We start from the raw sequence: 24,329 nt of genomic DNA, 5'->3' as shown, positions 1-24,329 counted from the left end.
CCTCCCTTGCCGTGCAGCCCGGCGCCGATGAGGCGGCGGCGTCTCAAGCCGTGGGCTGCGCGGCCTGGGTGTGCAGGTGCTGTTGGAAGAGGAGGCCGTAGCGGTCGATGCGCCAGAGTTGGCCCATGACGACCATGGTGGTGCCGAGGGCGAGCGGCCAGATGCGCAGGGCGGTCAGGCCCCAGAGGATGAGGGCGAAGCCGGTCAGGCCGGTGGCGATCAGCACGTTGAGGATCGTCTTGTGCTCGGCGGGGAGTCTGCCGTCGACGTGGAGCTGCTCACCGTAGATGCCTCTGGCCGTCCAACCGGTCGGCTGGACCGGCGGGAACACGCGTACGTTGAGCCAGAGCCAGGCAATGACCGCGGCGAGGGCGGCCAGGCACCACCAGCCGAGCCACTGCCGGCTCCAGACGGCCAGCTCGAAGGCCGGGATGGCGGCGAAACGGGTCCAGACGCTCCAGGGGTTGGCGTGCCTCTGCCATGCCTCGTCGGACATTCCGTGGAGGGCGGCTACCGCGTTCTTGCCGGACATGGTGGGTGGGCCCTTCTGGTGGGTGTGGGCGGTGGCGTGGTGCCGTGCAACGCAGCTAATCGTGCAGAACTTTCAGAGATCTGTAAATACTCTGAGTGGGGAGAGTTTTGGTTAGGGTTGCGGGATGAGCGATGACGAGCAGCTGCGGGCGGTGGCGGAGAGGCTGGCGCTGATCCTGGCGCAGGGCGGTATGCAGAAGACGACGGCGCGGGTGATGACGTCCCTGCTGTTCAGCCAGCGGGGCACGATGACCGCCGCTGACCTGTGCGAGGAGCTCCAGATCAGCTCCGGCGCGGTTTCCGGGGCGGTGAAGCAGCTCACCGCGAGCGGTCTGCTGGAGCGGGTGCCGGCGCCGGGCAGCCGCCGGGACCACTACCGCTTCCCGGACGGTGCCTGGGCCAGGCTCATGACGCAGCAGAACCAGATGCTGGCCACCATGGGGGAGGTCGCCGGGCAGGGGCTTGTGGCGGCTGGGGACCCTGCCACGCCGGCGGGGCAGCGGTTGACGGAGATGGCCGACTTCTACGCGTTCATGCTGCGTGAGTTGCCTCCGCTGGTCGACCGGTGGCGGGCGGACTTCGCGGCGAAGGGGGAAGGAGCGGGGGAGGGGGAGGGGGCCGGGCGGTGACGGCCCTCGCACGTCGCACGGTTGTTGTAGGGGCGGTCGGGTTCGGGTTCGGGGTGTGGCGTGGGTGGGCCCCGGCTCCAGGTGGGGAGTCGGGGCCTGGCCGTTTGGTGCGTTGTCGGCCGAACGGTGGTGCTGGGTGGGCGCGGCGGTCAGTCCTTTTCGTACTGGGACAGTGCCAGGCCCAGGCCGAAGAAGGTGGGTGCCCACTCGCCGACGAAAATGCCCCACCGGTCGGCGCGCTCCACGCCGGCCGATTCACCCTTCACGGATCCGGCCCAGGCCACGAATGCCAGGCCGATCGAGGCGATAGCGGCCGTGTAGGCGTGGTCGCTGCGCAGGCCGGCCTCGTGCAACTTCTTGATCACCATGGAGAACCCCTCGGATGGTGGAAGGCAACAGACCCCTCCACGGTCCTCTTCTTGCAGGTGGCGCGCCCGGAGATACCGCCAAACGGGTGAATGCCTGGCGTCGGGGGCCCGTGACTTCGCGGTCCGGTTGCGGGGCCCGTGCGGTGCGTAGCCTTGTGTGTGCCGGGTGCCGGGTGCCGGGTGCCGGGTGCCGGGTGCCGGGTGGCTTGTGCCTTGCCGGGTTCGGCGTCAGTCGTCGATGGCCTGGTAGACCGTGGTCCAGAAGTCGTGGATGAGGCGGGCCGAGTCCGGGGTGGACATGCCGACCTGGGTGAGGAGGGTTCCGGTGAGCTGGTGGTGCGGGTCGGCGTAGGTGGTGGTGCCGGTGCCGCCGTCCCAGCCGAACTGGCCGACGGGCGCGTAGTCGCCGCGGTAGGTGCGTACCGCCATCCCGAAACCCCAACCGCCGTGCTGCCCTTGCCCGAACGAGATGTGGACGTTGTCGCGGGCCATGGCGTTGCGGACGGCGTTCTGTTCGGGCGTGAGGCAGTTGGTGGTCATCAGCGCGACGGCGGCCCGGGACAGGATGCGTGCGCCGCGGTGCGTACCGCCGTTCAGCAGCATCTGGAAGTAGGCGTGGTAGTCGTCGACGGTGGAGACCAGACCGCCGCCGCCTGACCGGAACGCCGGGGGCCGGCTGTACTGGCCGCCCGCGGCCTCGTCCCACACGGTGAACTCCCCGGTCTGCGGGTCGGGGACATAGCTGGTCGGCAGCCGGTGGATCTTGTCGGCGGGTACGTGGAATCCGGTGTCGGCCATCCCGAGCGGATCGAAGATGCGTTCCCGCAGGAATGTCTCGAACGCCTGGCCTGTGACCCGGGCGACGAGCACGCCGAGCAGATCGTTGCTGATGTGGTACTGCCAGCGCTCTCCGGGCTGGTGCATCAGCGGGAGTGTGCTCACTCGGCGCATCCACTCATCCGGCCCGGGCGCGGCTTCCGCTCCCTGCGAGAAGACACCGCGCTCGAAGATCGCGTCCATGATCGGGGTGCCCAGCGACGTCAGGTCCACGCCGAGACCGAAGGTGGAGGTCAGCAGGTCCCGTACGGTGATCGGTCGCCGCGCCGGAACGGTGTCGTCCAGCGGGCTGTCGATGCGCTTGAGCACCCGCCGGTCGGCCAGTTCCGGCAACCACGGTTCCACGAGGTCGTCCAGGCGCAGCCGGCACTCGTCGAGCAGGACCATCGTCGCCGCCACGGTGACGGGCTTGGACGTCGAGGCCATCCGGAAGAGCGTGTCCCGGCGCATCGGCGCGCCACCGTCATGGCGCATCGTCCCGAGCGCTTCGACGTGTGTCTGGCCGCCGCGGCTGACCAGGGCGACGAGGCCGGGGATCTTTCCGCTCTCCACATGCCGTGCCAGCACGTCGTGGATCCGGCGCAGCCCTGACGGGGAGAAGCAGTGGTGCCGGTCGGCAAGGGCGGTGGTGGGGGTGGACATGGGTGGGTGCTCCTTTGATGGGACAGGTGGTGGGAGGAGGGAGGGAGGTGGGCGGAGGGGGATGGGGGACGGCGGTCAGAGGGGCTGGGGGCTCCTTCGGCTGCCTGGGGGCTTGTGCGAGCCGTGGGGCGGGAGCAGGGGACTGGCAGTCCGGTGCTGCTGCGCGTTCAGAGGCTGCGGGCGGTGATGTCGCCGTTGTCGGTGGTGGCGTGGATGGTGAGTTGGGGGGTGCCGTTGTTCTTGAGGGTGTTGTTGATGCGGCCGTGGGGGGTGCCGGCGTCGAGGGTGGCGGAGGTGCCGGGGGCGGTGCCGAGGGTGATGTCGCCGTTGTGGGTGTGGAGGGTGAGGGTGCCGGTGGTGGCTTCGGTGATCTGGATGTCGCCGCGTGCGGTGGTGATCCGGGCAGGACCGTTGAGGCGGCCGATCTCGATGTCGCCGTCGATGGCGGTGAGGTGGAGGCGGGCGGTCTCGTCGAGCTTGATGTGGCGGTGGGCGCCGTCGAAGGTGACGTTGCCCAGACGGCCGACGGTGCGCAGCTCGCAGCTGGCGGTCGTGGCCTGGAGGTGGGATCCGGCGGGCAGTTTGATGGTGATCTCGACGGATCCGGTGGGGCCGAAGTACTGGTCCGTGGCCGTGGACCGGATGTGCAGGGTGCCGTTGGTGTGGGTGGCGGTGGTCCGTTCGGCGGCCTTGATGTCGCGGCTCTTGGCGGGGTTGGCGGGCAGGATCTCGACGGTGGTGTCGGAGCGGTGGGCGGCGATGATCTGGATGCGGCCGGCGGGGATGTTCACGACGGCGGAGAGGGGGGCGGGGGTGTGGAAGGTCTGCATGGCGTTCTCCTGGCGATCGGGGCGGGTGCCTCGGTGTTTCCGAACACTGGAAAAGCTACGTTGCTTTCCGCTAGGTGGCAACGATTGATGTGCAGAGGCAGGCTATTTCCGCAGGTAGTTGGGCTGAAATCATTGCAACGCGCTCTCGCTTAATGCAATGTTCGGGACGACTGTCGTTGCAACGGGGTGTTGGTGAACGCTATGGTGGGGGCGTCGAGGGACGTGGAGAAGCCCTGCCGAGCGGTGGTGGGGCGCGAAGGGGGTTGTGGTGCCGGGAGGCAGGCTTTCCCAGTCCGAGCGTCAGGCCATCGCGGCGGGATTGGCCGAGGGCCTGGCCTATGCGGAGATCGCGCGGCGTTTGGGCCGTCCGACCTCCACCGTCACGCGTGAGGTGATGCGCAACGGCGGCCCCTCCGCCTACCGCGCCGACCTGGCCCACCGCGCCACCCGGCAACGGACCCAACGTCGCCGGCAGAACGCGCCCGCGGGGCCCCAGGCGGCCCCGCAGCCCTATGGACGCGATCCCCAGGCCGTGCGCGACTACCAAGAGGCCCTGACCACCGTCTACATCACGTCCGGCGTGCCCAAGATGATGGCCCGGGTGCTGGGCTGCCTCTACACCACCGACTCCGGCAGCCTGACCGCCTCGGAACTGGCCCAGCGCCTCCAGGTCAGTCCGGCCTCCATCTCCAAAGCCATCACCTTCCTGGAAAGCCAGGACCTCGTCCGCCGCGTGCGGGACGAACGCCAACGCCGTGAGCGCTACGTCGTGGACGACGACCTGTGGTACCAAGCGATGATCCGTAGCGCCCGGGCCAACGACGAGTTCATCGAGGCCGCGCGGCAGGGCGTCGGAGTCCTCGGCCGCGGGACCCCGGCCGCCGTGCGCCTGGAGAACGCCGCCCGTTTCCTGGACTTCGTCAGCGAAGGACTCATTCGCGCCGCGGAGCAGGGACGCGAAGTCCTCCACACCCCAGCCACGGCAACGGGCAAGGCGGCCCCGACGGACGCGGATGCCGAGCGTGGATGACGTAAGGCTGTGAGGGGCTGGGGGGCTGAAGGGGCGGTCGGAGACCCGATGATGACGGCCCGTCAGGAGCGTGCTTAGACAGCGGCGTTGGTAGTAGCGGCGTTGGTAGTACGCGTAGGTCAGGACCAGCAGCATGGGTCCCCACAGGAGGAACAGGCCGCTGACGGTCATGGCCAGGATGTCCCAGCCGTCGGCGAACGGAAAGCGCCGGCCGCCGAGGTGGAAGGCGCTGCGCAACCAGTCGGCCAGCAGGACGAGGAACGCGAGCACGCCGAGCGCCGCGGGGACGATCACCGCGAAGGGTGGGATCCGCCTGCCCCGCAGCCCGGGTACCCAGGCAGGCACCACCTCGCCCCAGCGTCGCACCAGGCCGAAGCAGAGCAGTGCCAGCAGTTCGGAGACGATGCTCAGGGCGAGGGCGTAGGGGGCGTTCCACGGTGACGGAGGCATGGGCGTCCCGCCCATGGCGTAGCCGAAGCCGATGGGCAGTCGCCAGAGGCACACGGGCAGTGCCGTCAGGGGGATGAGGTGAGGTTCCGGCCGGGCCTGCTCGCTGCCGGACCTCTTTGCTGCCGGGCCTGCTTGGGCGGCGCCGGAGTCCGTCAGGGCCCTCTGTGGGGTGGTGGAGGGGGCAGGCGGGTCGGGAGGAAGGGGCTGTGGCCGGATTTCGATCGTGGGTGGGGGGTGTCGGATTGGATCGCCTTCTGTGAGTACCTTCCAGACGCCACCGCCCTCCCAGCAGCCCGGTCCCGGCTTCGGGCCGGTGCAAGCACCGTACGGTCAACCGCAGGGCGTGCCGTCCCAGCCGTATCCCGCGCAGTCCGCGGTGCCGGCCTACGGGCCGCCGCAGACCCTGGCGCCGCAGACGGGCGGGCCGCAGGGGCCGCCGGCGCAGGCGCTCGCGGTCCCCGGCATGCGCCTGCTGGCCCGGTTCCTCGACTACCTGATCACCGGCGCGCTGATCGCGGGTGCCTGGGTACCGACAACTCTGTGGATGGGCAGGACCTTCGTGCCTGGGGACAGTCGCGGGGTGCCGGTGGTTCTCGGCCTCTTCGCCTGGTCGTTGCTCGTCGGCCTCTTCTTCGAACCGCTGACGATGGCGATGGGCGGCACCCTCGGCAAGGCCATCTGCGGCCTGCGCGTCGTCCGTGTCGAAACCGGTCGCAAGCTCGGCTTCGGTCAGGCGCTGGGGCGCTGGCTGGCCTATCTCGGTATCGGCATGGTGCCGGTCCTGGGCCTCATCGGCGTGTTGTCGTGCCTGTGGAACGAGCCGTTCCGGCAGTGTCTGCACGACCGGGCCGCCAAGACGGTGGTCGTCAAACGCCGCTGGCAGTGACACGTCGCCGCATGGCTGGGGAGGCGAGCGGGGCCGTGGAGCGCGGGGTGGGGAGGAGGCTGCGGCCTCCGGTGTGAGGGCCGGATGCCGGTGCACGACGTCACCGGCCGGGTGCGCAGGCCGCCGGTGCCGCCGCAGCGCTTCGAGCGCCACGCCCAGGTGGCCCTGCTGTGGACGGATCCGCGACCGGGTGGCGGACTGGCTGCGGGCGGGCCAGGCCCTGGAACGGGAGCTGCTGACCGCCACCGCGCACGGGGTGCGCACGTCGATGCTGCACCGGGCGAGCGAGTGGCCGGACCTGCGGGCGGCGGCCGGCCTGCCGCGGCGCCGCTGCTGCGCGCAGGCGCTGATCCGGTTCGCTACGGCCCCGACGGCGGCCGGACGCCGCGCGCTACCGCCTGGGCGAGCCCGTGCCGGTCAGTTCCCGCCCGGTGACCCACTCGGCCTCGATGCGGAGGAAGACCCCGTCCCGGGCGGCGATCCAGGGGCGCGGGCCGGTCCGGGCCAGGCGCCGGCGCTCCGCGGGATCGGTCACCACCGCGGCCCGGCCGGTGACGACCACGCTCCAGCCCGAGTGCGCCGCGGTGTCGAACGCGTCGGCCTCGAAGGCGACCACCACCCCGTCGACCGCCCGGACCAGGTCGGAGGCGGCCGAGGTGCGGATCAGGACCGAACAGTCCCGGTCCAGGCCGAAGTTGACCGGGAGGACCGCGGGCAGCGCCTGCCGGGTGTAGACGACGCGGCCGACCGGCACCCCGGCCAGCAGCCGGAGGCACTCCTGCCGGTCGAGCGCGTGGAAACCCTCGTCATGGATCACCCGGCCATGCTCGCGCACCCGGCCGGAGCTGCGTAGGGCCGGGCGACCCCTCCTCGCCCGGCGTTCACGAGGGGCGCGCGGGCCCGGACCGGGGACCAAAGGCCCGCCGATGCGGGCCCGACGGCGGAGGTGGCCAGGGAGATCATGCGGCTCCTCGGTCCGCCCACCGAGGTCGAGGAGGGCGGCCTGTTCCCCGCGCCGGCCGGGGGCGCCCCCGACCGGATCGCCGCCCTGGACGACGCGCACCCCCGTAGCGGGGCGGTGCCGGCCGAGGCCGTCGCGGACCCGCCTCGGCACCCAGGAGGGGGGAAGCGGTCGAGGCCGCGCGCCAGGCGGGCCGCCCGCCGGCCCGCCCCGCCGTCCGACCGGTCCGGCGCTTCCGGGTCCTCCGGGCCGCGGCGGGCTCACTGCGTGCGGGGGAGCGGCACCACCCACTCGACGACGGTGCCGCGGGGCGCGTTCGCGGTCAGGCGGAACTCCCCGCCCAACTCCTCGGCCCGGCGGCGCAGGTTGGCCAGTCCGCTGCGGCGGCGCACCGCGGGGTCCATCCCGCGGCCGTTGTCGGCCACCCGCAGCCGCAGCTCCGAGGCGGTGACCGAGACGCTGACGTCGACCGCGGTGGCGTGCGCGTGCCGGGCCGCGTTGGACAGCGCCTCGCCGAGCACGGCCAGCAGGTGGTCGGCGTGCTCGCCGGGGACGGTGGTGTCCAGCAGACCGGTCATCCGCAGCGCCGGGGCGAAGCCGAGTGCCTGGCCGGCCCGGTCGGTGGCGGTCACCAACCGGGAGCGCAGGCCGGCGCCGAGCCGGTCCCGGTCGTGCTCGCGCAGGCCGTAGATGGTGGACCGGATGATCTTGATGGTGTCGTCCAGGTCGTCCACCACCCGCTGGACGCGCTCGCTCACCTGCGGCCGGTCGGCGACCCGGCCCAGGGTCGACTGGAGGGTCAGGGCGCCGGCGAACAGCCGCTGGATGACCAGGTCGTGCAGATCGCGGGCGATGCGGTCGCGGTCGGTCAGCACGAGCATCTGCTCGCTGTCGCGCCGGCGTTCGGCGACCTCCAGGGCCAGCGCCGCCTGGTTCCCGAACCCGATCACCATGTCGACCACGGCGTCGGGGAAGAGCGGGCCGCCCGGTACGTTCGCCACCTGTAGCACCCCGCGGACGTGCGCGCGCGTCCCGAGCGGTACCAGGAACGCCGGCCCCAGCTCCACCATCGAGGCGCTGCCGCCCTCGGCGCGCGGATCGGCGCTGACCGCCTCGCTGAGGACCGTCTCCCCGGAGGCGAAGACCTTGGCGGCCAGCGTGGTGGCGGGCAGCGCCAGCCCGCGCACCTCGGCCGCGCAGGTCCCGGCGGCCGCCTCGATGACCAGCTCACCGCGGTCGCCGACCGGTACCGCCAGGGTGACCAGGTCGGCGCCGGCCATCTCCCGCACGGTGCCGGTGAAGCGCTCCAGGACAGCCGGGGGCTCCTCGCCCGACAGCAGGCTGCGGGTCAGCTCGTTGCCGGCCGCCAGCCACCGCTGCCGGCGCCGCGCGTCGTCGTACAGCCGGGCGTTGTCGATCGCCACACCGGCCGCCGCGGCCAGGGTCTGGAGCACCGCTTCGTCGTCCGCGTCGAACGGTGCGCCGCCCTTCTTGTTGGTCAGGTAGAGGTTGCCGAACACCCGGTCGCGCACCCGGACCGGGGCGCCCAGGAAGCTGGTCATCGGCGGGTGCCCGGGCGGGAAGCCCGTGGACGCCGGGTGCTGCGACAGGTCCGCCAGGCGCAGCGGCTCCGGCTCGCGGACCAGCAGTCCCAGGATGCCCTCGCCGCGCGGGTAGTGGCCGATCCGGGCCACGGTCGCCTCGTCCATGCCGACCGTGAGGAACTGCGTGATCGTGCCTTCCTCGCCCAGCACCCCCAGCGCCCCGTACTCCGCGTCGACCAGGGCCACCGCGGACTCCACGATGCGGTGCAGGACCACCCCCAGCTCCAGGTCGGAGCCGATGGCCAGCACGGCGTCCAGCAGCGTGTGCACCCGGTCCCGCGCCGCCCGCACCTGCGTCACCTGCCGCTGCAACCCCTCCAGCAGCTCGTCCAGCCGCAGCTGCGCGACGGATCCGGACGTCGCCTCCCGGCAGCAGGGCCCCTGTGTTCGCTCTTCCACCCCAGCTCCCGTTCCCTCTCGTACGGCCCCCCACCAGCATGCCCGACGCGCCCTCTCCCGCCGCCGGCCGCCGGGCCCCGGACGACGCCGCGGAGCACGCGCCCCGCCCCAACGCCCCCTCCCCGCACGGGAACCGGCCGGCCGCGCCCGCCGGCGCCGTGACCGGCATCACTCCCCCCGCCATCGAAGTACCCCGGCCCCGGCCCCGAAGTCCGGACCGAAAGCCCCTCCCACCAGGGGAGTTCGCCCCTGGCCAGGCACCGCCGACGCACACACCCCCCTCCACGCCGCGGGCGCCGCGCCCCGACCCCGCAGGACCCCGGCCCGCTCCCGCCGCCGCCCACGCCGCCACCCCGGCCCCGCCGCTGCCCGGGGCGGCCGGCAACTCCCGTATCCCGCACGCGGCTTGACCGGCCACCAGCTCCTATGCTCCTCCCATGACCGACACGGAAACCGCCCACGAGACCCCGGCGGCCAGGGACGCCCGATTCCGCGCCGAGGCGGCCGCCCGGGGCATCCCGGCCGCCGAGGTCGCGGCGCACCTCCGCGCCGCCCGCCCGGCGCTCTACCTCGCCGAGGACGGCCCCGGCCCGGTGGCGGCGCTGACCGGCGGGCACCCGCCGCTGCCGGCGGACGCACCCGCACCGGAGACGGCGTTCGTCGCGGCCGTCGACTGCGCGGCGCTGCCGCCCGGGGCGACGGACCTGCCGCTGCCCGCCGACGGCCGGCTGCTGTTCTTCGCCGACCCCGATCCGGGCCATGGGTACGTGGCCGCCGACGCGGTGCGGTACGTACCGGCCGGGACACCCACGGCCGAGCGGCCCGCCGATCCGGACCGGGGCCCGGATCCGTACCGCCGGGCGCGGTTGGACTTCTGCTTCCACCAGTGGTCGTGGCCGTGCCCCGAGGAGGACGACGACGAGGAGTCGCAGCGGGCCGCCGAGCTGGCGGCCGCCTGGTCGCACGTGGTCGGCTGGCGCCCGCGCTGGCGCCTCCAGCTCGGCGGCCACCCGGTCCTCTTCAACTGGGACCCGGTCGAGGCGGCCGGGGACGACGTGCCGCTGTCCGCCGCGGACGGCGACGCGTGGACGCTGCTGGCCACCTGGCGCGGCGACGACGACTGCGACGCACTGGAGTCGGGCCTCTTCCACTGGGTCATCCGCCGCACCGACCTGGCCGCCCGCCGCTTCGACCGGGTGTACGTGTACGTCGACGCGTTCTGACCGCCGGGCGCCCCCGCGGAACCCGGGGGCGCCGCGCCCGGCGCCGGTCCCGCCGGGTCAGCCCGCGGCGATGACGGCCCGGATCAGGCCCGGGAACCGGCGGTCCAGGTCCTCCGTGCGCAGGCGCATGTGGAGCCCGTTGCCCGCGTCGCGCTGATGGACCAGGCCCGCCTCGCGCAGGACGCGCCAATGGCGGGTGCGGCTGGACTTGCTCACCGGCAGGTCGAAGGAGGCGCACAGCCGCTCCTCGTCCGGCCGCTCGGCCAGTTCGGCCACCACCCGGCGCCGGTTCGCGTCCGCCAGGGCCAGCAGGATGGGCCCCACTTCCAGGTCCTCGGCCCGGGGGTGCACCAACTCGTCCGCCGCCATCACTCCACCCCTCGGCAAGGTACGCGTCCGTGCGTACCTTGCCGTCATCGGGGGAGTCATGTCCGCACCCGCATCCGCATTCGCGCCCGCATCCGCACCCGCGCCGGGAACCGCCCCGCGGCGCCGGTGGCTCCCCGCTCGCCCCGAGAGCCTTCGCCCGATGCGCCGGTCGGGAAAAGTAGTCTTCTGCGGTAAGAACCGGCAAATGCGAGTAAAGGGTGTCGCATGGGCAGCAAACGGACCCGGTCACCAGCGCGCGACCACCGGCTGCCGCGGCCGCCCGGGAGCCGGTGGTGGCGCGGTGTGGTGGGGGTGCGCAGCGTCGCGGGGCAGGTGTTCGTGCTCCAGTGGGTGATGGTGCTGCTGCTGATCGCGGTCGGCGCGGCCGTGCTGGCGTGGCAGAACCACTCCGCCGATGTCCAGGCCGCCCGGGACCGCTCACTGGCGAGTGCGGTCGCCCTGGCGGAATCCCCCTCGACGCTCGCGGCGTTGCGGTCACCCGAGCCCACCGCGACGCTGCAACCCGTCGCGGTGCGCGTGGGCCGCTCCTCCGGAGTCGACTTCGTCGCCGTGCTGAGCCCGTCCGGCATCCGCTACACCGACACCGACCCCCGCCTGATCGGGACGCGGGCCGCCGGGGACTTCAGCCGGGCGCTGGCCGGCCAGTCGTACACCGAGCGGTTCCAGGGGGCGCCGCAGGCCGCGGTGCGCGCGGTGGTCCCGGTCAAGGGCGCCGACGGCGCGGTGGCGGGGATCGTGACGACGGGGGTGGAGTTCACCACGGTCTCGGCGATCCTGGGCCGGGAGCTGCCGCTCATCGCGGCCGGCGCGGCGGTGGCGCTCGCCCTGGCCACGGCGGGCGCCGGCTGGCTGAGCCGGCGCCTGAGCCAGCAGACCCACGGGCTGGGCCCGGCGGAGGTCACCCGGATGTACGAGCACCACGACGCGGTCCTGCACGCGGTGCGCGAAGGCGTCCTCGTCACCGGCGGCGACCGGCGCCTGGTGCTGGCCAACGACGAGGCCCGCAGGCTCCTGGCGCTGCCCGAGGACGCCGAGGGCCGGCCCGTCGGCGAGCTGGGCCTGGCGCCCGACCTCGCCGACCTGCTGACCGGCCGGCGGGTCGCCACCGACGAGGTGCACCGGGCCGGGGACCGGCTGCTGGCCGTCAGCCACCGCCCCGCCGGGCGCCCCGGACAGCGCGCCGGCAGCGTGGCGACCCTGCGGGACACCACCGAGCTGCGGGCGGTGGCCGGGCGCGCCGAGGCCACCGCGCAGCGGCTGCAACTGCTCTTCGACGCCGGGGCGCAGATCGGCACCACGCTCGACGTCGTGCGCACCGCCGAGGAGTTGGCCGCGGCCGCCGTCCCGGGCTTCGCCGACGCGGCCAGCGTCGACCTGCTCGACTTCGTCGTCGCGGGCGAGGATCCGCCGCCGGCCGTGCCGGAGGCGACGCGCCGCGTGGCGGCGTGCAGCATCACCGCCGAACACCCGCAGTTCGCCGTCGGTGCGCAGGTGCCGCTGGTGCCCGACACGCCGCAGCGGCGGAGCCTGGAAGAGGACCGCGCGGTCCTGGTGTCCGACCTGGCCGCCGCCGAGGACTGGCGCGCCCCCAGCCCCGGGCACGCCGAACGCGCGGTTCGTGCGGGCTTCGACTCGCTGATCGTCGTCCCGATCCGGGCCCGCGGCACGGTGCTGGGCCGGGCCAACTTCTGGCGCTGCGAGGACAATCCGTTCCACCCCGACGACCTGGCGTTCGCCGAGGAACTGGTGGCGCGGGCGGCGGTGTGCCTGGACAACGCCCACCGCTACACCCGCGAACACGTCCTCGCCGTCTCCCTCCAGCGCAGCCTGCTGCCCGGCGACCTGCCCGAGCAGAACGCCGTCCGGGTCGCCCACCGCTACCTGCCCGCCCAGCCCGGCGTCGGCGGCGACTGGTTCGACGTCATCCCGCTGCCGGGCGCCCGGGTGGCCCTGGTCGTGGGGGACGTGGTCGGGCACGGCGTGCACGCCGCGGCGACCATGGGTCGCCTGCGCACCGCCGTCCACAACTTCACCGCGCTGGACCTGCCGCCGGACGAACTGCTCAGCTACGTCGACGAACTCGTCACCCGGATCGACCAGGACCCGCCGCGCGGCGTCCAGCCGGGCCAGATCACCGGCGCCACCCTGCTCTACCTCGTCTACGACCCCACCACCGGCCGGTGCCGCAGCGCGAGCGCCGGCCACGTCCCGCCCGCCCTGGTCCGGCCCGACGGCACCGCGGACTTCCTGCCCGTACCGGCCAACCTCCCGCTCGGACTGGGCACGTCGGTGTTCGAAACCCATACCGTGGACCTGCCCCCGGGCAGCCGGCTCGTCCTCTACACCGACGGGCTGGTGGAGAGCCGGGACCGCGACCTCAACACCGGTCTCGATCTGCTGTGCACCGTACTGGGCGGTGCCCGCGGCGGAAGCGAGCAGACCTGCGACGAGATCCTCGGCGCCCTGGTGCCCCCGCGCCCCACGGACGACATCGCCCTGATGGTGGCGACCACCTGCCGGCTCGACCCGTCCCGTGTGGCGCAGTGGGACGTCGAGCCCGACCCGTCGGCCGTCGGCCCCGTCCGCGCGGCGTGCGCGGAGCAGCTGGTCCGCTGGGGCCTCGGTGAGACGGTCTTCACCACCGAGCTGCTCCTCAGCGAACTGATCACCAACGCCATCCGCTACGGCGCCCCACCGATCACCGTGCGCCTGGTCTGCGACCGCCTCCTGACCTGCGAGGTGGCCGACGCCAGCAGTACCGCGCCCCACTTGCGCAAGGCCGCCGCCACCGACGAAGGGGGCCGCGGCCTGTTCCTCGTCGCCCACCTCGCCCAGCGCTGGGGCACCCGCTACACCTCGCGCGGCAAGATCATCTGGGCCGAGCAGGCGCTCTCCGACGGCACCGGCCGGCCCCCCTCCGACCTGGCCGACACCCTCCTGGACCAGGCGGACGAGCTCGGCCGGTGAGGTGCGCGGCAGCTGCCGCTTGAGAAATACATACGCCCGACCGTATTCTATCCGGCATGGAGCAACTCGTCCTCACCGAGGCGACCGACCCGTTCTGCCTGGACCGGGCGGAAGCCGCGGCCCTGCTGGCCGGGGCCCCGTGGCGCAGGTACGCCGTGATCGGCGACAGCCTTTCGGCGGGTACCGGCGATCCCACCCCGGGCTACCGGGACCAGGGCTGGCCGGACCGGGTCGCCGACGCCCTGCGGTCCGTCCGGCCGGACGCGGCGTACCTCAACGTCTCCGAGCGGGGCGCGACCACCGCCCGGACGCTCGCCCACCAGGCGGCCCGCATGCGGGATTTCGCCCCCGACCTGCTGCACCTGCCGTGCGGGGCCAATGACATCGTGCGGCGCAGCCCGGACTTCGGCGAGATCGCGCGCACGCTGCGGCGGATGTACGAACTGGCCCACGCCACCGGTGCGTTGCTGACCACGTTCACGCTCGGCAAGGCGTACGTCGTCCCGGCCTTCCCCGACTGGCCGGAGCGGATCGCCGCGGTCAACGGCATCGTGCGCGGACTGGCCGCGGAATACGGCGCCCTCGTGGTGGACATGTGGGACCACCCGGTCAACGCCCGCGGCAACCTGCTCAGCGCGGACCGCATCCACTTCTCGACCTCCGGCCAGGCCGTGCTGGCGGCCGAGGTGCTCAGAAAACTGGCCGGTTCCCCGGGACCCGCCACCCCGGCGCAACCCGAACGCGAATGAGGTCTTTCATCGTGGCACGTAGTCAGCAGACAGCCGGCCGGCCGGTAGCGGCCGCGAAGGCCGATGCCATCCCCTGGATGACCATGGCGGTCGTCCTGGCGGCCCTGTTCATAGCGGTCCTCGACTCGTTCATCGTGGTGGTCGCCGACCCCTCGATCGTGGCGGACCTGCACGCCTCCGACAGCGACATCCAATGGGTGCTGGCGGGCTACCAGTTGAGTTACGCGGTCTTCATCATCACCGCCACCCGCCTGGCCGACCTGTACGGCCGCAAGCGGATCTTCCTCCTCGGGGTGGCCCTGTTCACCCTGTCCTCCATCGCCTGCGCCCTCTCCCCGAGCGCGGGCAGCCTCATCGCCGCGCGGGTCCTCCAGGGCTTCGGCGCCGCCCTGATGGTCCCCCAGGTGTTCGCCTACGTCACCGTGCTGGTGCCGGCGGCGAGACGGCACAGCGTCTACGGCGTGGTCGGCCTCGTGATGGGCATGGCCACCATCGGCGGGCAGGTCATCGGCGGACTGCTGATCGGTGCCGATCTCTTCGGCTCCGGCTGGCGCCTGGTGTTCTGGGTGAACGTGCCGATCGGCCTCGCCATGTTCCTGCTCGCCCTGCGCCACGTGCCGAGGACGGGCGCGGCCGCCACCCGCAAGCTGGACCTGCCCGGCGTCCTGGTGCTCAGCGCGGCCCTCTTCCTCCTGGTGCTCCCGCTGATCCAGGGGCAGCAGGCCGGCTGGCCGGGGTGGGTGTGGCTGTGCTTCGCGGGCAGCGCGGTCGCCTTCGGCCTGTTCACCGCGATCGAGCGGGGGCGGGAACGGCGGGGCGGGGATCCGCTGGTACCGCTGACGCTCTTCGGGCAGCGCTCGTTCTCGCTCGGCATCGTCCTCGTCCTCGCCCTCTACGCGCTGATCTACTCCTACTACCTGGCCCTGTCGGTCACGCTTCAGCAAGGACTCCACATGTCGGCGCTCGGCGCGGGCCTGACCTACGCGCCGGCCGCCACCGCGTTCTTCGTCTTCAGCATGGTGGCGAGCCGGACCATCCCGAAGTACGGACGACGGGTCCTCGAAATCGGGGCGGTCATCCTGGCGAGCGGCTATCTGGCGACCGGGCTCCTGCTGGTCTCCGGCCCGCGCCTGACCCCGCTGCTGGTGATCCCCACCCTCGTCCTCCAGAGCGTCGGTGGCGGACTGGTCATCACCCCGGCGCTCAACACCGTGCTGAGCCGCGTCACACCGGAGTCGGCCGGTGTGGCGTCAGGGGTGCTCTCCACGGCCCAGCAGTGCGGGGGAGCGCTGGGTGTCGCCGTGATCGGAGCGGTCTTCTTCAGTGCGTTCCGCCCCGCGGAAACCGGCCGGGTCGCCGCCGCCGGTCATGCCTTCGCCGTCGCGTCCTTCGGGACGTTCGTCATCGCCGTCATCGCGGGCATCGTGGTCTTCCTGCTGCCCAAACAGCCGGCGGCGCAGCCGAGCTGACGGATCGTCACTGCGGCGGGGCGGCCAGCAGGCCCTCGACGGTGCGGCGGACCTTGTCCACCGCGCTGTCGTCCCCGAGCCGCAGGGCCGTGTTGGCGGCGCACAGCACCGCGTCGATCTGGAACACGGCGAGGTCGACGTCGAGCGGGGCGATCTCGCCGAGGTCGACGGCGTGCCGCAGTTCGCCGGCGAGGACGTCCAGCCACTCCCGCTGGTCGCGGAAGAGCGCGTCGTGGACGGGCCCGCTCCGGCCGTCGAACTCCGCGAGGTTCGCGGCCCGGAAGCACCCGCCCTCGAACAGCGGGGCGGTGGCGTAGTCGACCCACGCGTCGAGCAGCGCACGCAGCCGTGCGGCGCCGCGCGGCGCGGACCGGGCCGGCCGGATGACGTGGTCGACGAACATCTCGCGGGCGAAGTCGACGGCCGCCAGTTGCAGCGCTTCCTTGGTCTTGAACAGCGTCTGGATGCCCGCCTTGCTGAGCCCGGTGTCCGTGGCCAGCCGGCCGAAACTGACGCCTTCGAGGCCGTCGAGGGAGGCGATGTCCACCGCCCGCTCCAGCACGGTCTTCCGGGTGCGGGCGCCGCGCAGGAGGCGTTTGTCGGTGACCTCCGCGACCTCTGCCCTGGCACTACCCATACGGTCGATCGTACCCCAGACGGTCCGGCCCGGTCAGGGCACGGAACGGCGGACCGGGCCGGCCTCGCGCACCGCCCGTTGTCGGATCCCCATAACCACAGCCCGCTCGCCTTGGCCCCGGACCACCGGCCCGGAAGCGGGCGGTCCGGAGAGGATGAGCCGCATGCTCCCTGTCCTGGACCCCTCGGACCCGGTGTTCGCCCGTGACCCCTACCCCTCCTACGCGCGGCTCCGCACCCAAGGCCCCGCGACCCGGGTGACGTTGCCCAACGGAACCCAGGCATGGCTGGTCACCGGTTACGACACCGCGCGCACCGTGCTGGCCGACCCGCGCTTCTCGAACGTGCCGCCGCCCGCCGCCGGCCGGCCCCGCCCCGACTCACCGGCCCGGCGCGCCCGGGCCGTGCTGGCCCGGCACATGCTCAACCGCGATGCGCCCGACCACCGGCGGCTGCGCGACCTGGTCGCCGGGTCGTTCACGCCGCCGCGCGTGCAGGCCCTGCGCCCGCGGATCGCGCAGTTGGCCGACGGCCTGGCGGCCGAGGTCGCGGACCGCCTGGCCGGCGGCGGGCCGGTCGACGTGGTGGACGCGTTCGCCTTCCCGCTGCCGGTCCTGGTCATCGCGGACCTGCTCGGCGTCCCGGAGCGCGACCGCACGGACCTGCGCACGTGGACCTACCGGGTGGGCTCACCCGCCGACGCGCTGCCGCCCGGCGCGCTCGACGACGCCTGGGCCTGCCTGTACGGGTACTTCACCGAGCTGATCGCCGCCAAGCGGCGGGCTCCGGCCGGGGACGTGCTGAGCGCGCTGGTGGCGCGGTCCGGCGACCCCGGGCTGGACGAGGGGGAACTGCTCGCCATGGCGTTCCTGCTGCTCTTCGCCGGCTACGAGACCACGATGAACCTGCTCGCCTCCGCGGCGCTGCTGCTGCTCACCCACCCCCGGGAACGCGCCGCCGCCCGCGCGGGCGGCCCGCCGTACTGGGCCGCCGTCGCCGAGGAGACCCTGCGGCACGCCAGTCCGCTGGAGGGGGCGACCTGGCGGCGCACCACCGAGCCGGTGGACCTGGGCGCCGGCGTGACCATACCGGGCCAGGCATCGGTCCTGGTCGTCCTGGCCGCCGCCAACCGCGACCCGGACCGCTTCCCCGACCCGGACGCCTTCCGGCCCGCCCGCTACCTGGCGGACGGCGCCAGGCCCGCCCCGCACCTGGCGTTCGGGCACGGTCCGCACGTCTGCCTCGGCGCCCGGCTGGCCCGCCTGGAGGCCGCGATCGCCCTGCCCCGCCTCTTCGCGGCGCTGCCCGACGCGGTCCTGAGCGCGCCCGCCGGCACCCTGCCCTACCGCCCGGGGCTGCTGGTCCGCGGCCCCCGCCACGTCCCCGTCCACCGCGGCCCCCGCTCCTGCGGGCCCTGATCCGACGAGCCGGACGCGCCGGCGGAGCGGAACCGCGCGCGTCAGGACTCGCCCAGCACCGCCCGGATCACGTGCCGGGCGTTTCGCGCCATACGCCGGATCGCCCACCCCCGCGCACCCGAAGTCGAGCACCGCGGTCGACGCCCTCCTGCGGGATCCCGCGCAGTTCCCCGATCGCCGCCCGGGTCGCCGCGTCGAGCGAGGCGAGCGGGCCGCCGCGATGGGCCTGCGGCGCGCCGGGTAGGGCGACCTCCCGGACGGCCGCCACGACCGCGGCCAGGTCTTCGGCCAGCGGCACCGGCCGGCCGAGCGCCCCCGCCTCCGGTTTCCTCCCGGCCAGCCTCCGGTACACCGGCCACGGCCACGGATACCCCTCGGCGGGCCGCCCCGCCCCGGGCGGACGTCCCCTCGTGCATCTGCCCGGTGCCCATGGGGCGCCATCCGACCGCCGGCCGCCCGCGCACGTCAAGTGCTGTGCGGGGGCGGGGACTTGGGTGAGGGGCGGGGCTGCTGCTCCGAGGGCTCCCGCACGCGCACCGCGAGGGCGGCGATGTCGTCGGCCAGGCGCCCCCTGCTGTACCGGAGGAGGTCGCGGTGGAGCGCCGCGAGCAGCTCGTGGGGCGGTGCCGGGCGCTGCCGGCGCATCCAGGCGGCCAGCGGGAAGAACCCGCCGTCGCGGGCGCGGGCCTCGGTGACCCCGTCGGTATAGAGGAGCAGCAGGTCGCCGGGGACGAGGTCGAACGTGTCGATGTGGTACTGATCGCCGATCAGCTCCGCGAGGTTGAGCAGCGGAGAGGGGGCGGTGGGGTCGAGGGCGCGGACACCGCCGCCGTTCAGGAGCAGCGGCGGGGGGTGGCCGCAGTTCAGGATCGCGAGGCGCCCGCCCCTGTGCGGGATCTCCACCAGGAGCGCGGTGGCGAAGCGTTCCATCGGCCCCTCGGGGGGAAAGGCGGCGTTGTAGCGGGCGCTGCTGGCGTCCAGCCGGCGTGCGACGCTGACCAGGTCGGCCTCGCCGTAGGCCGCCTCCCGGAAGGAGTTGACGATCGCCGCGGCCGCGCCCACGGCCGGCAGGCCCTTGCCCCGTACATCGCCGATGAGCAGCCGGACCCCGTACCGGGTGTCGGCGACCTCGTAGAAGTCCCCGCCGATCCGGGCCTCCGCCGCGGCCGCGAGGTACAGCGACTCGATCTCGACGTTCCCGAAGCGGCGCGGCATCGGGCTCAGCACCACCTGCTGCGCCGCGTCGGCGACGAGCCGCACCTGGAAGAGGGTCCGCTCCCGCTGGAGCCGGACGTGGCTTCCGTACGCGGCCGCCACGGTGACCGCGATGATCCCGCCGGCCGTCCACCACGTCCCCAGCCCGGGGAACACCACGCTCAGACCGATCATCAGGAAGAGGCAGGCCGTCCCCAGCAGGACGGTGGGGAGCACCGGCCACATGGCGGCGGCGAGGGCGGGCGCCGCGGGCAGGAGGCGGCTGAAGGCCAGTTCCGGGGGGGTGGCGTAGGCCAGGCCGGCGATGACGACGGTCAGGACCACCGGCGACAGCCGCACAAGCCTCCCCCGGCCGCGGGAGCGGCGGAGCCGCGGCCCTCCAGACTCGATCACGCACCACAGAATATCTACAGAAAGGTGGCATATGGGGCTAACGGGTCGGAGTCGGCCCGAGCACCCGTCCGGTTCACCGGATTCGCACGCGTGGCCGGCGCCTCGCCGGGGGTGGCCGCCCCGCCGGACGACGCGGGGCGGGCGGTGGCGTGCTCACCGGCGGCTGGCCGGTGCTCCCGCTGCCGTTCGGAGTCCGATGTGTGGCCGTTCCGTGTCCGCTCCCCCGGCAACCGACCGGGCCGCTGGCCGGTCGGGGGACGACCTCAACGTCGTGGTGGACGTGAAGGGGCAGGCGACGCCGCGCGCGGGCCGCCGGCCAACTGGAGTTCCTCGCCACCCGGCTCCAGGACGCGCAGGTCAACGGCTTCACCCTCCGGGCCAGGGTGGGCGAGGAGACCGCGCTCGACCTGATGGACGTGGACGGCTACCACGAGGGCGACACGTTGCTGCCCCTGCCGGAGGGCGTCGGCGTGGCGGGGAGCCGGGGAACAGCACCGCGCCGATCACGGTGGAGTACCTCGGCCGGCGTCCCGTCCGCCCCCCTCCCGGAGGACCGGCGGTACCGCGGTCGCCGCCCCTCAGCCGCCCAAGTAGTCGATCCGGACGGAATCGGCTCCGAGGGCGAGGATCTTGACCTGCTTCAAGGAGGTGCTGCGGGCCGATCGCGACGCGTTGCGGCACCGCAGGACGACGCTGTCCGCGTCCCGGTAGGTGTGGGCGACGGTCAGCGTGATCGGGGCGCTGCCCGCGGGAGGTACGTCCGCGGCGAGGATGTCGTAGTCGTTCCCCGCGTCGAGCCGGCAGGTGACCCGTACGCCGCTGTCCTCGGGGTTCTCCGCGTACAGCTTGGCCCAGATCACGTACGAACCGGCCGCCAGCGGCAGCGCACCGATCCGCACGTCCTCGTCGGCGTGGCTGCGGAGCAGGAACTCGTCGTTGAAACCGATGGCGACGGGCGGCGCCGTCACCGCCCCCAGCAGGGCGCCGGCGCCCAGCACCAGCGCCGTGCCCCCGCTCACCACCCCGCCGGCGACCGCCGTCGTGACCCACAGCCGCCTGCGGGGGGCTTCCCGGCGGGCCCGCACGGTCGCGAAGACGCTCAGCCCCAGGGACAGCGCGACGAGTGCGAGCAGCGCGCGGTTCCCGGGGCTGAGCTGCTCGGCGAGTTGCGGTAAGGAGGTGATGAGCACACCGATGACGGCGGCGACCAGACCGGTGGCCGCCCCTGAGGACGGCCCCCCGCCGGCCCGGTCGGGCGGTTGCGTATCCGGCTCCGACATGCCCCCTCATTCCGGCCCGCGGCTCGCGCGGCCCTCCACCCCGTGCACGTCGGCCCCAACTGTCCCCTCCCCACGGCCGTTTGGGAAGATGCCGGCGCGCGGGCGGCGCGGCACCGCCGCACGCCGCGGGGTGGCAGCAAGGGCCGAGCGCGGGCGTGAAGTTCTCCATGCGGTGCTACGTCACCCACCACGACGGCAACCTGTGGATCCACGGGCGACCGGCCGGGTCCGAAATCAAGGGCTGGGAGTCCGGTGACAACGTGTCCTGGGTGGCCGGTTCGCTCAGCCACTGCTGACGACGCAGCTCCAGGCGCCCCACCGGCCGGCCCGCTACCCCTGCCCCCCGAGGGAGAGGTGCCTGGGCTCGGCTCCGCCCCCGGTCGCGGACCTCGCCGTCCCGGGAGCGGCGCGGCGGAGTCCGCACCGCACCGGCCCGTTGCGGCCGTCAGTCCGACGCGCCCCGGGACGCACCGCGCGGCGCGGGGTGCCGGTCGAGGATCCCCGACACGATCCTCAGCACGCGGTCGCCGGGCCGGTCGATGCTGCCGTTCTGCATGCTGACCTGCGCACCTTCGAGGACGAAGGTGATCTCGGCCGCGGTCTGCTCGGGGTCGGGCAGGCCGGCCTCGGCGCACATGGCGACCATCCTGCGGGTCTGCCGGGCCTTGTGCTGCTCGATCACCTGCCGGGCCGGATGGGACCGGTCGGGCAGCTCGGCCAGGGAGTTGATGAACGGGCAGCCCCGGTGGGAGATCGTCGGCAACCCCTCGGCGATGAAACGGGCCACGCCCAGGATCTGCTCCCGCGGCCGGCCGGGGTGTTCCGCCTCGACCCGGTCGAAGACCGCCTGGTACTCCGCGGCAATGATCCGCAGCCACTCGGCGACCAGCGCGTCCTTGGTCTCGAAGTGCCGGTAGATCGCCATCTTCGTGGTCTCGGCCCGTTCGGCGATCGCCTGGACGCCCACCCGCCGGATCCCCTCGTTCTGGAAGAGCTCCTCCGCCGCGTCGAGGATGCGCTCGCGCGGCGGCAGTTTCGCCACCCTGCCCGGCCTTCCGGCGGTCGATGCCATGACTTGCTCCGTGACGTCCGTCCGTTGTGGGCCCTCCCACCTGCTGCTACGGTACCAGGCAGTTCCACGCGATACCGCTCGGTACCATTCGGAACCGCTTGGTATCGCCAGTCCCGCGGACGGGGCGTGGGGCACAGGCAGCCACGGCCGCGGCGACAGCGGCAGCGCCGGCGACAGCGCCGGCACCGGGGAGAGGGAGAGCAGCAGTGCGGGTGAGTGAGTACGTGGAGTTCGACGCGGTCGGGCTCGCGGAGTTGGTGGCCAGCGGCGAGGTGACCGCCGCGGAGGTGGAAGCGGCCGCGCGCCAGGCCGCGCAGGCGGTCAATCCGCAGATCAACGCCATCGTGGAGACCTGGCCGGCCGACGACCGGCCCCGCCCCGGCAGTGCGCCGCTGGCCGGGGTCCCGTTCCTGATCAAGGACATCGCGGTCGCCATGGCCGGGCGGCGCTCGGAACTGGGCAGCCGGCTCGCGGCCGGCAACGTCGCCGCCGCCGACTCCGCCCTGATGCGGCGCTTCCGCCGCGCCGGCCTCGTGACGTTCGGCCGCACCGCGACCCCGGAGCTGGCCTACAGCACGACCACCGAACCGGTGCTGTACGGCGCGACCCGCAACCCCTGGGACCTGGAGCGGAGCGCGGGCGGATCCAGCGGGGGCGCGGGCGCGGCCGTCGCCGCCGGGGTGGTGCCGCTGGCCCACGCCACCGACGCCGCCGGTTCGCTCCGCGTCCCCGCCGCCTGCAACGGCCTCTTCGGGCTCAAGCCCACCCGCGGCCGGGTCTCCATGGGCCCGTTCGTCGACGAGGTCTTCAACGGCCTGGCCGTCCACGGCAGCGTCAGCCGCACCGTACGCGACAGCGCCACGCTCCTGGACCGGATGCGCGGCCCGGAACCGGGCGACCCGTACACCGCCCCGGAGCCGTCCCGGCCGTACGCCGAGGAGGTCACCCGCGACCCCGGCATGCTGCGGATCGGCGTCCTGGCCCAGGCGTGGGGCGGCCGCCGCACCACCGCACCCGTGGCCGACGCCCTCGCCCGCACCGTCCGGCTGCTCGAAACCCTCGGCCACCGCGTGGAGGAGGCGTCGGTCGAACTCGGCGTGGAATGGGAGGAGTTCCTCCTCGCCAGCGCCCGCCAGTGGTCGGCGAACCTCACCGCGTTGATCGACGAACTGGCCACCGCCTTCGACCGGCCCATCGACCCCACCACCCTGGAACCGGCCACCCTCGCCGGCTACCACTACGGGCGGCAGGTCGGCGGCGCCCAGTTCGTCGCCGCCCTGGAGCTGCGGAACCGGGTCGCCCGGAGCCTGGCGCGCTCCTTCGCGGCGTACGACGTCCTCCTCACCCCGACCCTGCCCGAACTCCCCGTGCCCCTGGGCACCTACGCCGAGGGCGTGGAGGCGCTGGACGGCCTCGGCTGGCTGCACCGCGTCTTCGACCGCTCGCCGTTCACCGCGGCGTTCAACGTGTCGGGCACGCCCGCCATGTCCGTGCCCCTGACCACCGACCCCGCAACGGGACTCCCGATCGGCATGCAATTCGCCGCCGGCTACGGTCTCGAATCCCGCCTCTTCCGCCTGGCCGCCCAACTCGAACAGGCCAGCCCGTGGTCCCACCGCATCCCGCCGGTCTGGGCGGGCCGCCCGTAGGCGGGCCGGGCCGGGCCGCGGGCCCGCCGCGCGGGGCGCCGTTCCGGTGCGCGCCGCGGAACCGGAGGCCCGGTCAGCGCGCCGGCCCGGCTTCCGGGGCGCCGGTCGGGGCCGGGTGGTCGGCGGGCGGCGGGGTGCACAGGTCGGCGACGAGGGCCCGCGCGAAGCGGTCGTCCGTGCCCGGGAGGGAGAAGACGACGCGGAAGTAGAGGGGGGCGACCACTCGATCGAGGACGCGCTCCAGTGAGGGGGGCGACTCGCCCCGTTGCGCGGCGGCCTCCAGTGGGGCCTGGAAGCGGGCGCTGACCCGCTCCAGGCATGCCTGGAGACCGGCCCGGCGGTCGTCGACGTCCGGTGCCACTTCGGCGCGGAAGAAGGCCACGCCTCCCGGGCGGGCCAGATCCCTGAGCGTCCACACCGCCACCCGCTCCAGGTCCTGGCGCAGGTCGCCGACCAGTTCGGGGGTCTCCTCGTCCTGGCGCCGCGCGGCCACGTCCGCCAGGAGGGCGGAGATCGTGCCCCAACGCCGGTACACCGAACTGGGGTTGACGCCGGCGCGGCGCGCGGCGGCGGGGATGGTCACCTTGTCGGCGCCGACTTCCGCCACGAGGTCCACCACCGCTCGGTGGACGGCCTCGCGTACGCGGGCGCTGCGGCCGCCGGGCCGGCTGTCTTTGCTTTTGGCGGGCATGCCCCCATCT

The 24,329-nt window shown here is 73.8% G+C and carries 22 protein-coding genes and 1 pseudogene; 10 read left to right on the top strand and 13 right to left on the bottom strand.

Annotated elements, in window-relative coordinates:
• Window positions 1–43: 43 nt before the first annotated feature.
• Window positions 44–532, bottom strand: a complete 489-nt coding sequence (locus MUU72_RS07015) for a DUF6653 family protein (RefSeq protein ID WP_248012248.1) — start codon at window positions 530–532, stop codon at window positions 44–46.
• A 124-nt stretch (window positions 533–656) separates the two neighbouring features.
• Between MUU72_RS07015 and MUU72_RS07010 the strand changes: the two genes are divergently transcribed.
• Entirely contained in the window at window positions 657–1,160 is a 504-nt protein-coding gene (locus MUU72_RS07010) for a GbsR/MarR family transcriptional regulator (protein ID WP_248012247.1), read from the top strand.
• Between the two features lie 149 nt (window positions 1,161–1,309).
• Here the strand turns inward: MUU72_RS07010 and MUU72_RS07005 are convergent, their stop codons facing one another.
• The 3 genes from MUU72_RS07005 to MUU72_RS06995 all read right to left on the bottom strand — a co-directional run bounded on the left by MUU72_RS07005 (window position 1,310) and on the right by MUU72_RS06995 (window position 3,837).
• Complete coding sequence (locus tag MUU72_RS07005) at window positions 1,310–1,528, bottom strand: hypothetical protein (RefSeq protein WP_248012246.1); 219 nt, start codon at window positions 1,526–1,528, stop codon at window positions 1,310–1,312.
• Window positions 1,529–1,756: 228 nt separating this feature from the next.
• Window positions 1,757–3,007, bottom strand: coding sequence for a serine hydrolase domain-containing protein (locus MUU72_RS07000; RefSeq protein WP_248012245.1), 1,251 nt, complete (start codon window positions 3,005–3,007; stop codon window positions 1,757–1,759).
• 167 nt (window positions 3,008–3,174) lie between these two features.
• The gene (locus MUU72_RS06995; RefSeq protein ID WP_248012244.1) at window positions 3,175–3,837 is read right to left on the bottom strand and encodes a DUF4097 family beta strand repeat-containing protein; all 663 of its coding nucleotides are present in this window, start codon (window positions 3,835–3,837) and stop codon (window positions 3,175–3,177) included.
• A 268-nt stretch (window positions 3,838–4,105) separates the two neighbouring features.
• Between MUU72_RS06995 and MUU72_RS06990 the strand changes: the two genes are divergently transcribed.
• Together MUU72_RS06990 and MUU72_RS06985 are read left to right on the top strand one after the other, a co-directional pair.
• Complete coding sequence (locus tag MUU72_RS06990; RefSeq protein WP_248012243.1) at window positions 4,106–4,867, top strand: GbsR/MarR family transcriptional regulator; 762 nt, start codon at window positions 4,106–4,108, stop codon at window positions 4,865–4,867.
• A 706-nt stretch (window positions 4,868–5,573) separates the two neighbouring features.
• A complete protein-coding gene (locus tag MUU72_RS06985) occupies window positions 5,574–6,203 on the top strand; it encodes an RDD family protein (RefSeq protein WP_248012242.1) in 630 nt (209 codons plus the stop codon).
• Between the two features lie 391 nt (window positions 6,204–6,594).
• On the opposite strand, the gene MUU72_RS06975 is transcribed toward MUU72_RS06985, so the two are convergent.
• A complete protein-coding gene (locus MUU72_RS06975) occupies window positions 6,595–7,020 on the bottom strand; it encodes a pyridoxamine 5'-phosphate oxidase family protein (protein WP_248012241.1) in 426 nt (141 codons plus the stop codon).
• A 404-nt stretch (window positions 7,021–7,424) separates the two neighbouring features.
• A complete protein-coding gene (locus tag MUU72_RS06970; RefSeq protein WP_248012240.1) occupies window positions 7,425–9,167 on the bottom strand; it encodes a sensor histidine kinase in 1,743 nt (580 codons plus the stop codon).
• A 437-nt stretch (window positions 9,168–9,604) separates the two neighbouring features.
• On the opposite strand from MUU72_RS06970, the gene MUU72_RS06965 reads away from it, so the two are divergent.
• Complete coding sequence (locus tag MUU72_RS06965; protein WP_248012239.1) at window positions 9,605–10,390, top strand: DUF1963 domain-containing protein; 786 nt, start codon at window positions 9,605–9,607, stop codon at window positions 10,388–10,390.
• A 57-nt stretch (window positions 10,391–10,447) separates the two neighbouring features.
• Here the strand turns inward: MUU72_RS06965 and MUU72_RS06960 are convergent, their stop codons facing one another.
• Entirely contained in the window at window positions 10,448–10,759 is a 312-nt protein-coding gene (locus tag MUU72_RS06960) for an ArsR/SmtB family transcription factor (protein ID WP_248012238.1), read from the bottom strand.
• A gap of 225 nt (window positions 10,760–10,984) precedes the next feature.
• On the opposite strand from MUU72_RS06960, the gene MUU72_RS06955 reads away from it, so the two are divergent.
• From MUU72_RS06955 to MUU72_RS06945, 3 genes are read left to right on the top strand one after another with little or no spacing between them, the layout of a single operon-like run.
• Complete coding sequence (locus MUU72_RS06955) at window positions 10,985–13,747, top strand: SpoIIE family protein phosphatase/ATP-binding protein (RefSeq protein ID WP_248012237.1); 2,763 nt, start codon at window positions 10,985–10,987, stop codon at window positions 13,745–13,747.
• A 56-nt stretch (window positions 13,748–13,803) separates the two neighbouring features.
• Window positions 13,804–14,496 carry an SGNH/GDSL hydrolase family protein gene (locus tag MUU72_RS06950; protein WP_248012236.1) on the top strand — a complete coding sequence of 231 codons (693 nt, stop codon included), beginning with the start codon at window positions 13,804–13,806 and terminating at the stop codon, window positions 14,494–14,496.
• A gap of 11 nt (window positions 14,497–14,507) precedes the next feature.
• Entirely contained in the window at window positions 14,508–15,965 is a 1,458-nt protein-coding gene (locus MUU72_RS06945; protein WP_248012235.1) for an MFS transporter, read from the top strand.
• A gap of 7 nt (window positions 15,966–15,972) precedes the next feature.
• Here the strand turns inward: MUU72_RS06945 and MUU72_RS06940 are convergent, their stop codons facing one another.
• Window positions 15,973–16,602 carry a TetR/AcrR family transcriptional regulator gene (locus MUU72_RS06940; protein ID WP_248012234.1) on the bottom strand — a complete coding sequence of 210 codons (630 nt, stop codon included), beginning with the start codon at window positions 16,600–16,602 and terminating at the stop codon, window positions 15,973–15,975.
• Between the two features lie 163 nt (window positions 16,603–16,765).
• On the opposite strand from MUU72_RS06940, the gene MUU72_RS06935 reads away from it, so the two are divergent.
• Window positions 16,766–18,019 carry a cytochrome P450 gene (locus MUU72_RS06935; RefSeq protein WP_248012233.1) on the top strand — a complete coding sequence of 418 codons (1,254 nt, stop codon included), beginning with the start codon at window positions 16,766–16,768 and terminating at the stop codon, window positions 18,017–18,019.
• A 79-nt stretch (window positions 18,020–18,098) separates the two neighbouring features.
• Here the strand turns inward: MUU72_RS06935 and MUU72_RS06930 are convergent.
• The 3 genes and pseudogenes from MUU72_RS06930 to MUU72_RS06920 all read right to left on the bottom strand — a co-directional run.
• Window positions 18,099–18,413: pseudogene (locus tag MUU72_RS06930) on the bottom strand (phosphotransferase); the annotation flags it as partial.
• A gap of 71 nt (window positions 18,414–18,484) precedes the next feature.
• Window positions 18,485–19,627, bottom strand: a complete 1,143-nt coding sequence (locus tag MUU72_RS06925) for a PP2C family protein-serine/threonine phosphatase (protein ID WP_248012232.1) — start codon at window positions 19,625–19,627, stop codon at window positions 18,485–18,487.
• A gap of 578 nt (window positions 19,628–20,205) precedes the next feature.
• Window positions 20,206–20,907 (bottom strand): hypothetical protein, encoded by a 702-nt coding sequence (locus MUU72_RS06920; RefSeq protein WP_248012231.1) that lies wholly within the window; start codon window positions 20,905–20,907, stop codon window positions 20,206–20,208.
• A gap of 155 nt (window positions 20,908–21,062) precedes the next feature.
• Here MUU72_RS06920 and MUU72_RS06915 point away from each other — a divergent pair, with 155 nt between their 5' ends.
• A complete protein-coding gene (locus MUU72_RS06915) occupies window positions 21,063–21,203 on the top strand; it encodes a hypothetical protein (protein WP_248012230.1) in 141 nt (46 codons plus the stop codon).
• 149 nt (window positions 21,204–21,352) lie between these two features.
• Here MUU72_RS06915 and MUU72_RS06910 read toward each other — a convergent pair whose 3' ends face one another.
• Window positions 21,353–21,979 carry a TetR/AcrR family transcriptional regulator gene (locus MUU72_RS06910; RefSeq protein ID WP_248012229.1) on the bottom strand — a complete coding sequence of 209 codons (627 nt, stop codon included), beginning with the start codon at window positions 21,977–21,979 and terminating at the stop codon, window positions 21,353–21,355.
• Between the two features lie 206 nt (window positions 21,980–22,185).
• Between MUU72_RS06910 and MUU72_RS06905 the strand changes: the two genes are divergently transcribed.
• The gene (locus MUU72_RS06905; protein ID WP_248012228.1) at window positions 22,186–23,628 is read left to right on the top strand and encodes an amidase; all 1,443 of its coding nucleotides are present in this window, start codon (window positions 22,186–22,188) and stop codon (window positions 23,626–23,628) included.
• A gap of 73 nt (window positions 23,629–23,701) precedes the next feature.
• On the opposite strand, the gene MUU72_RS06900 is transcribed toward MUU72_RS06905, so the two are convergent.
• A complete protein-coding gene (locus tag MUU72_RS06900) occupies window positions 23,702–24,319 on the bottom strand; it encodes a TetR/AcrR family transcriptional regulator (RefSeq protein ID WP_248012227.1) in 618 nt (205 codons plus the stop codon).
• Between the last annotated feature and the right edge of the window lie 10 nt (window positions 24,320–24,329).

This window comes from Streptomyces rhizoryzae (assembly GCF_023155275.1).
GTDB classification, from domain to species: domain Bacteria; phylum Actinomycetota; class Actinomycetes; order Streptomycetales; family Streptomycetaceae; genus Streptomyces; species Streptomyces rhizoryzae.
Note: the sequence above shows the minus strand (reverse complement) of the source record. Positions and strands in the feature narration are given on the sequence as shown.

What these genes read in the sequence shown, in the direction of transcription:
- MUU72_RS06950 (WP_248012236.1), top strand. Translation starts at nt 13,804, where the DNA reads ATGGAGCAACTCGTCCTCACCGAGGCGACCGACCCGTTCTGCCTGGAC.
- MUU72_RS07000 (WP_248012245.1), bottom strand. Translation starts at nt 3,007, where the DNA reads ATGTCCACCCCCACCACCGCCCTTGCCGACCGGCACCACTGCTTCTCC.
- MUU72_RS07010 (WP_248012247.1), top strand. Translation starts at nt 657, where the DNA reads ATGAGCGATGACGAGCAGCTGCGGGCGGTGGCGGAGAGGCTGGCGCTG.
- MUU72_RS07015 (WP_248012248.1), bottom strand. Translation starts at nt 532, where the DNA reads ATGTCCGGCAAGAACGCGGTAGCCGCCCTCCACGGAATGTCCGACGAG.
- MUU72_RS06940 (WP_248012234.1), bottom strand. Translation starts at nt 16,602, where the DNA reads ATGGGTAGTGCCAGGGCAGAGGTCGCGGAGGTCACCGACAAACGCCTC.
- MUU72_RS06910 (WP_248012229.1), bottom strand. Translation starts at nt 21,979, where the DNA reads ATGGCATCGACCGCCGGAAGGCCGGGCAGGGTGGCGAAACTGCCGCCG.
- MUU72_RS06935 (WP_248012233.1), top strand. Translation starts at nt 16,766, where the DNA reads ATGCTCCCTGTCCTGGACCCCTCGGACCCGGTGTTCGCCCGTGACCCC.
- MUU72_RS06900 (WP_248012227.1), bottom strand. Translation starts at nt 24,319, where the DNA reads ATGCCCGCCAAAAGCAAAGACAGCCGGCCCGGCGGCCGCAGCGCCCGC.
- MUU72_RS06995 (WP_248012244.1), bottom strand. Translation starts at nt 3,837, where the DNA reads ATGCAGACCTTCCACACCCCCGCCCCCCTCTCCGCCGTCGTGAACATC.
- MUU72_RS06960 (WP_248012238.1), bottom strand. Translation starts at nt 10,759, where the DNA reads ATGGCGGCGGACGAGTTGGTGCACCCCCGGGCCGAGGACCTGGAAGTG.
- MUU72_RS06955 (WP_248012237.1), top strand. Translation starts at nt 10,985, where the DNA reads ATGGGCAGCAAACGGACCCGGTCACCAGCGCGCGACCACCGGCTGCCG.
- MUU72_RS07005 (WP_248012246.1), bottom strand. Translation starts at nt 1,528, where the DNA reads ATGGTGATCAAGAAGTTGCACGAGGCCGGCCTGCGCAGCGACCACGCC.
- MUU72_RS06920 (WP_248012231.1), bottom strand. Translation starts at nt 20,907, where the DNA reads ATGTCGGAGCCGGATACGCAACCGCCCGACCGGGCCGGCGGGGGGCCG.
- MUU72_RS06965 (WP_248012239.1), top strand. Translation starts at nt 9,605, where the DNA reads ATGACCGACACGGAAACCGCCCACGAGACCCCGGCGGCCAGGGACGCC.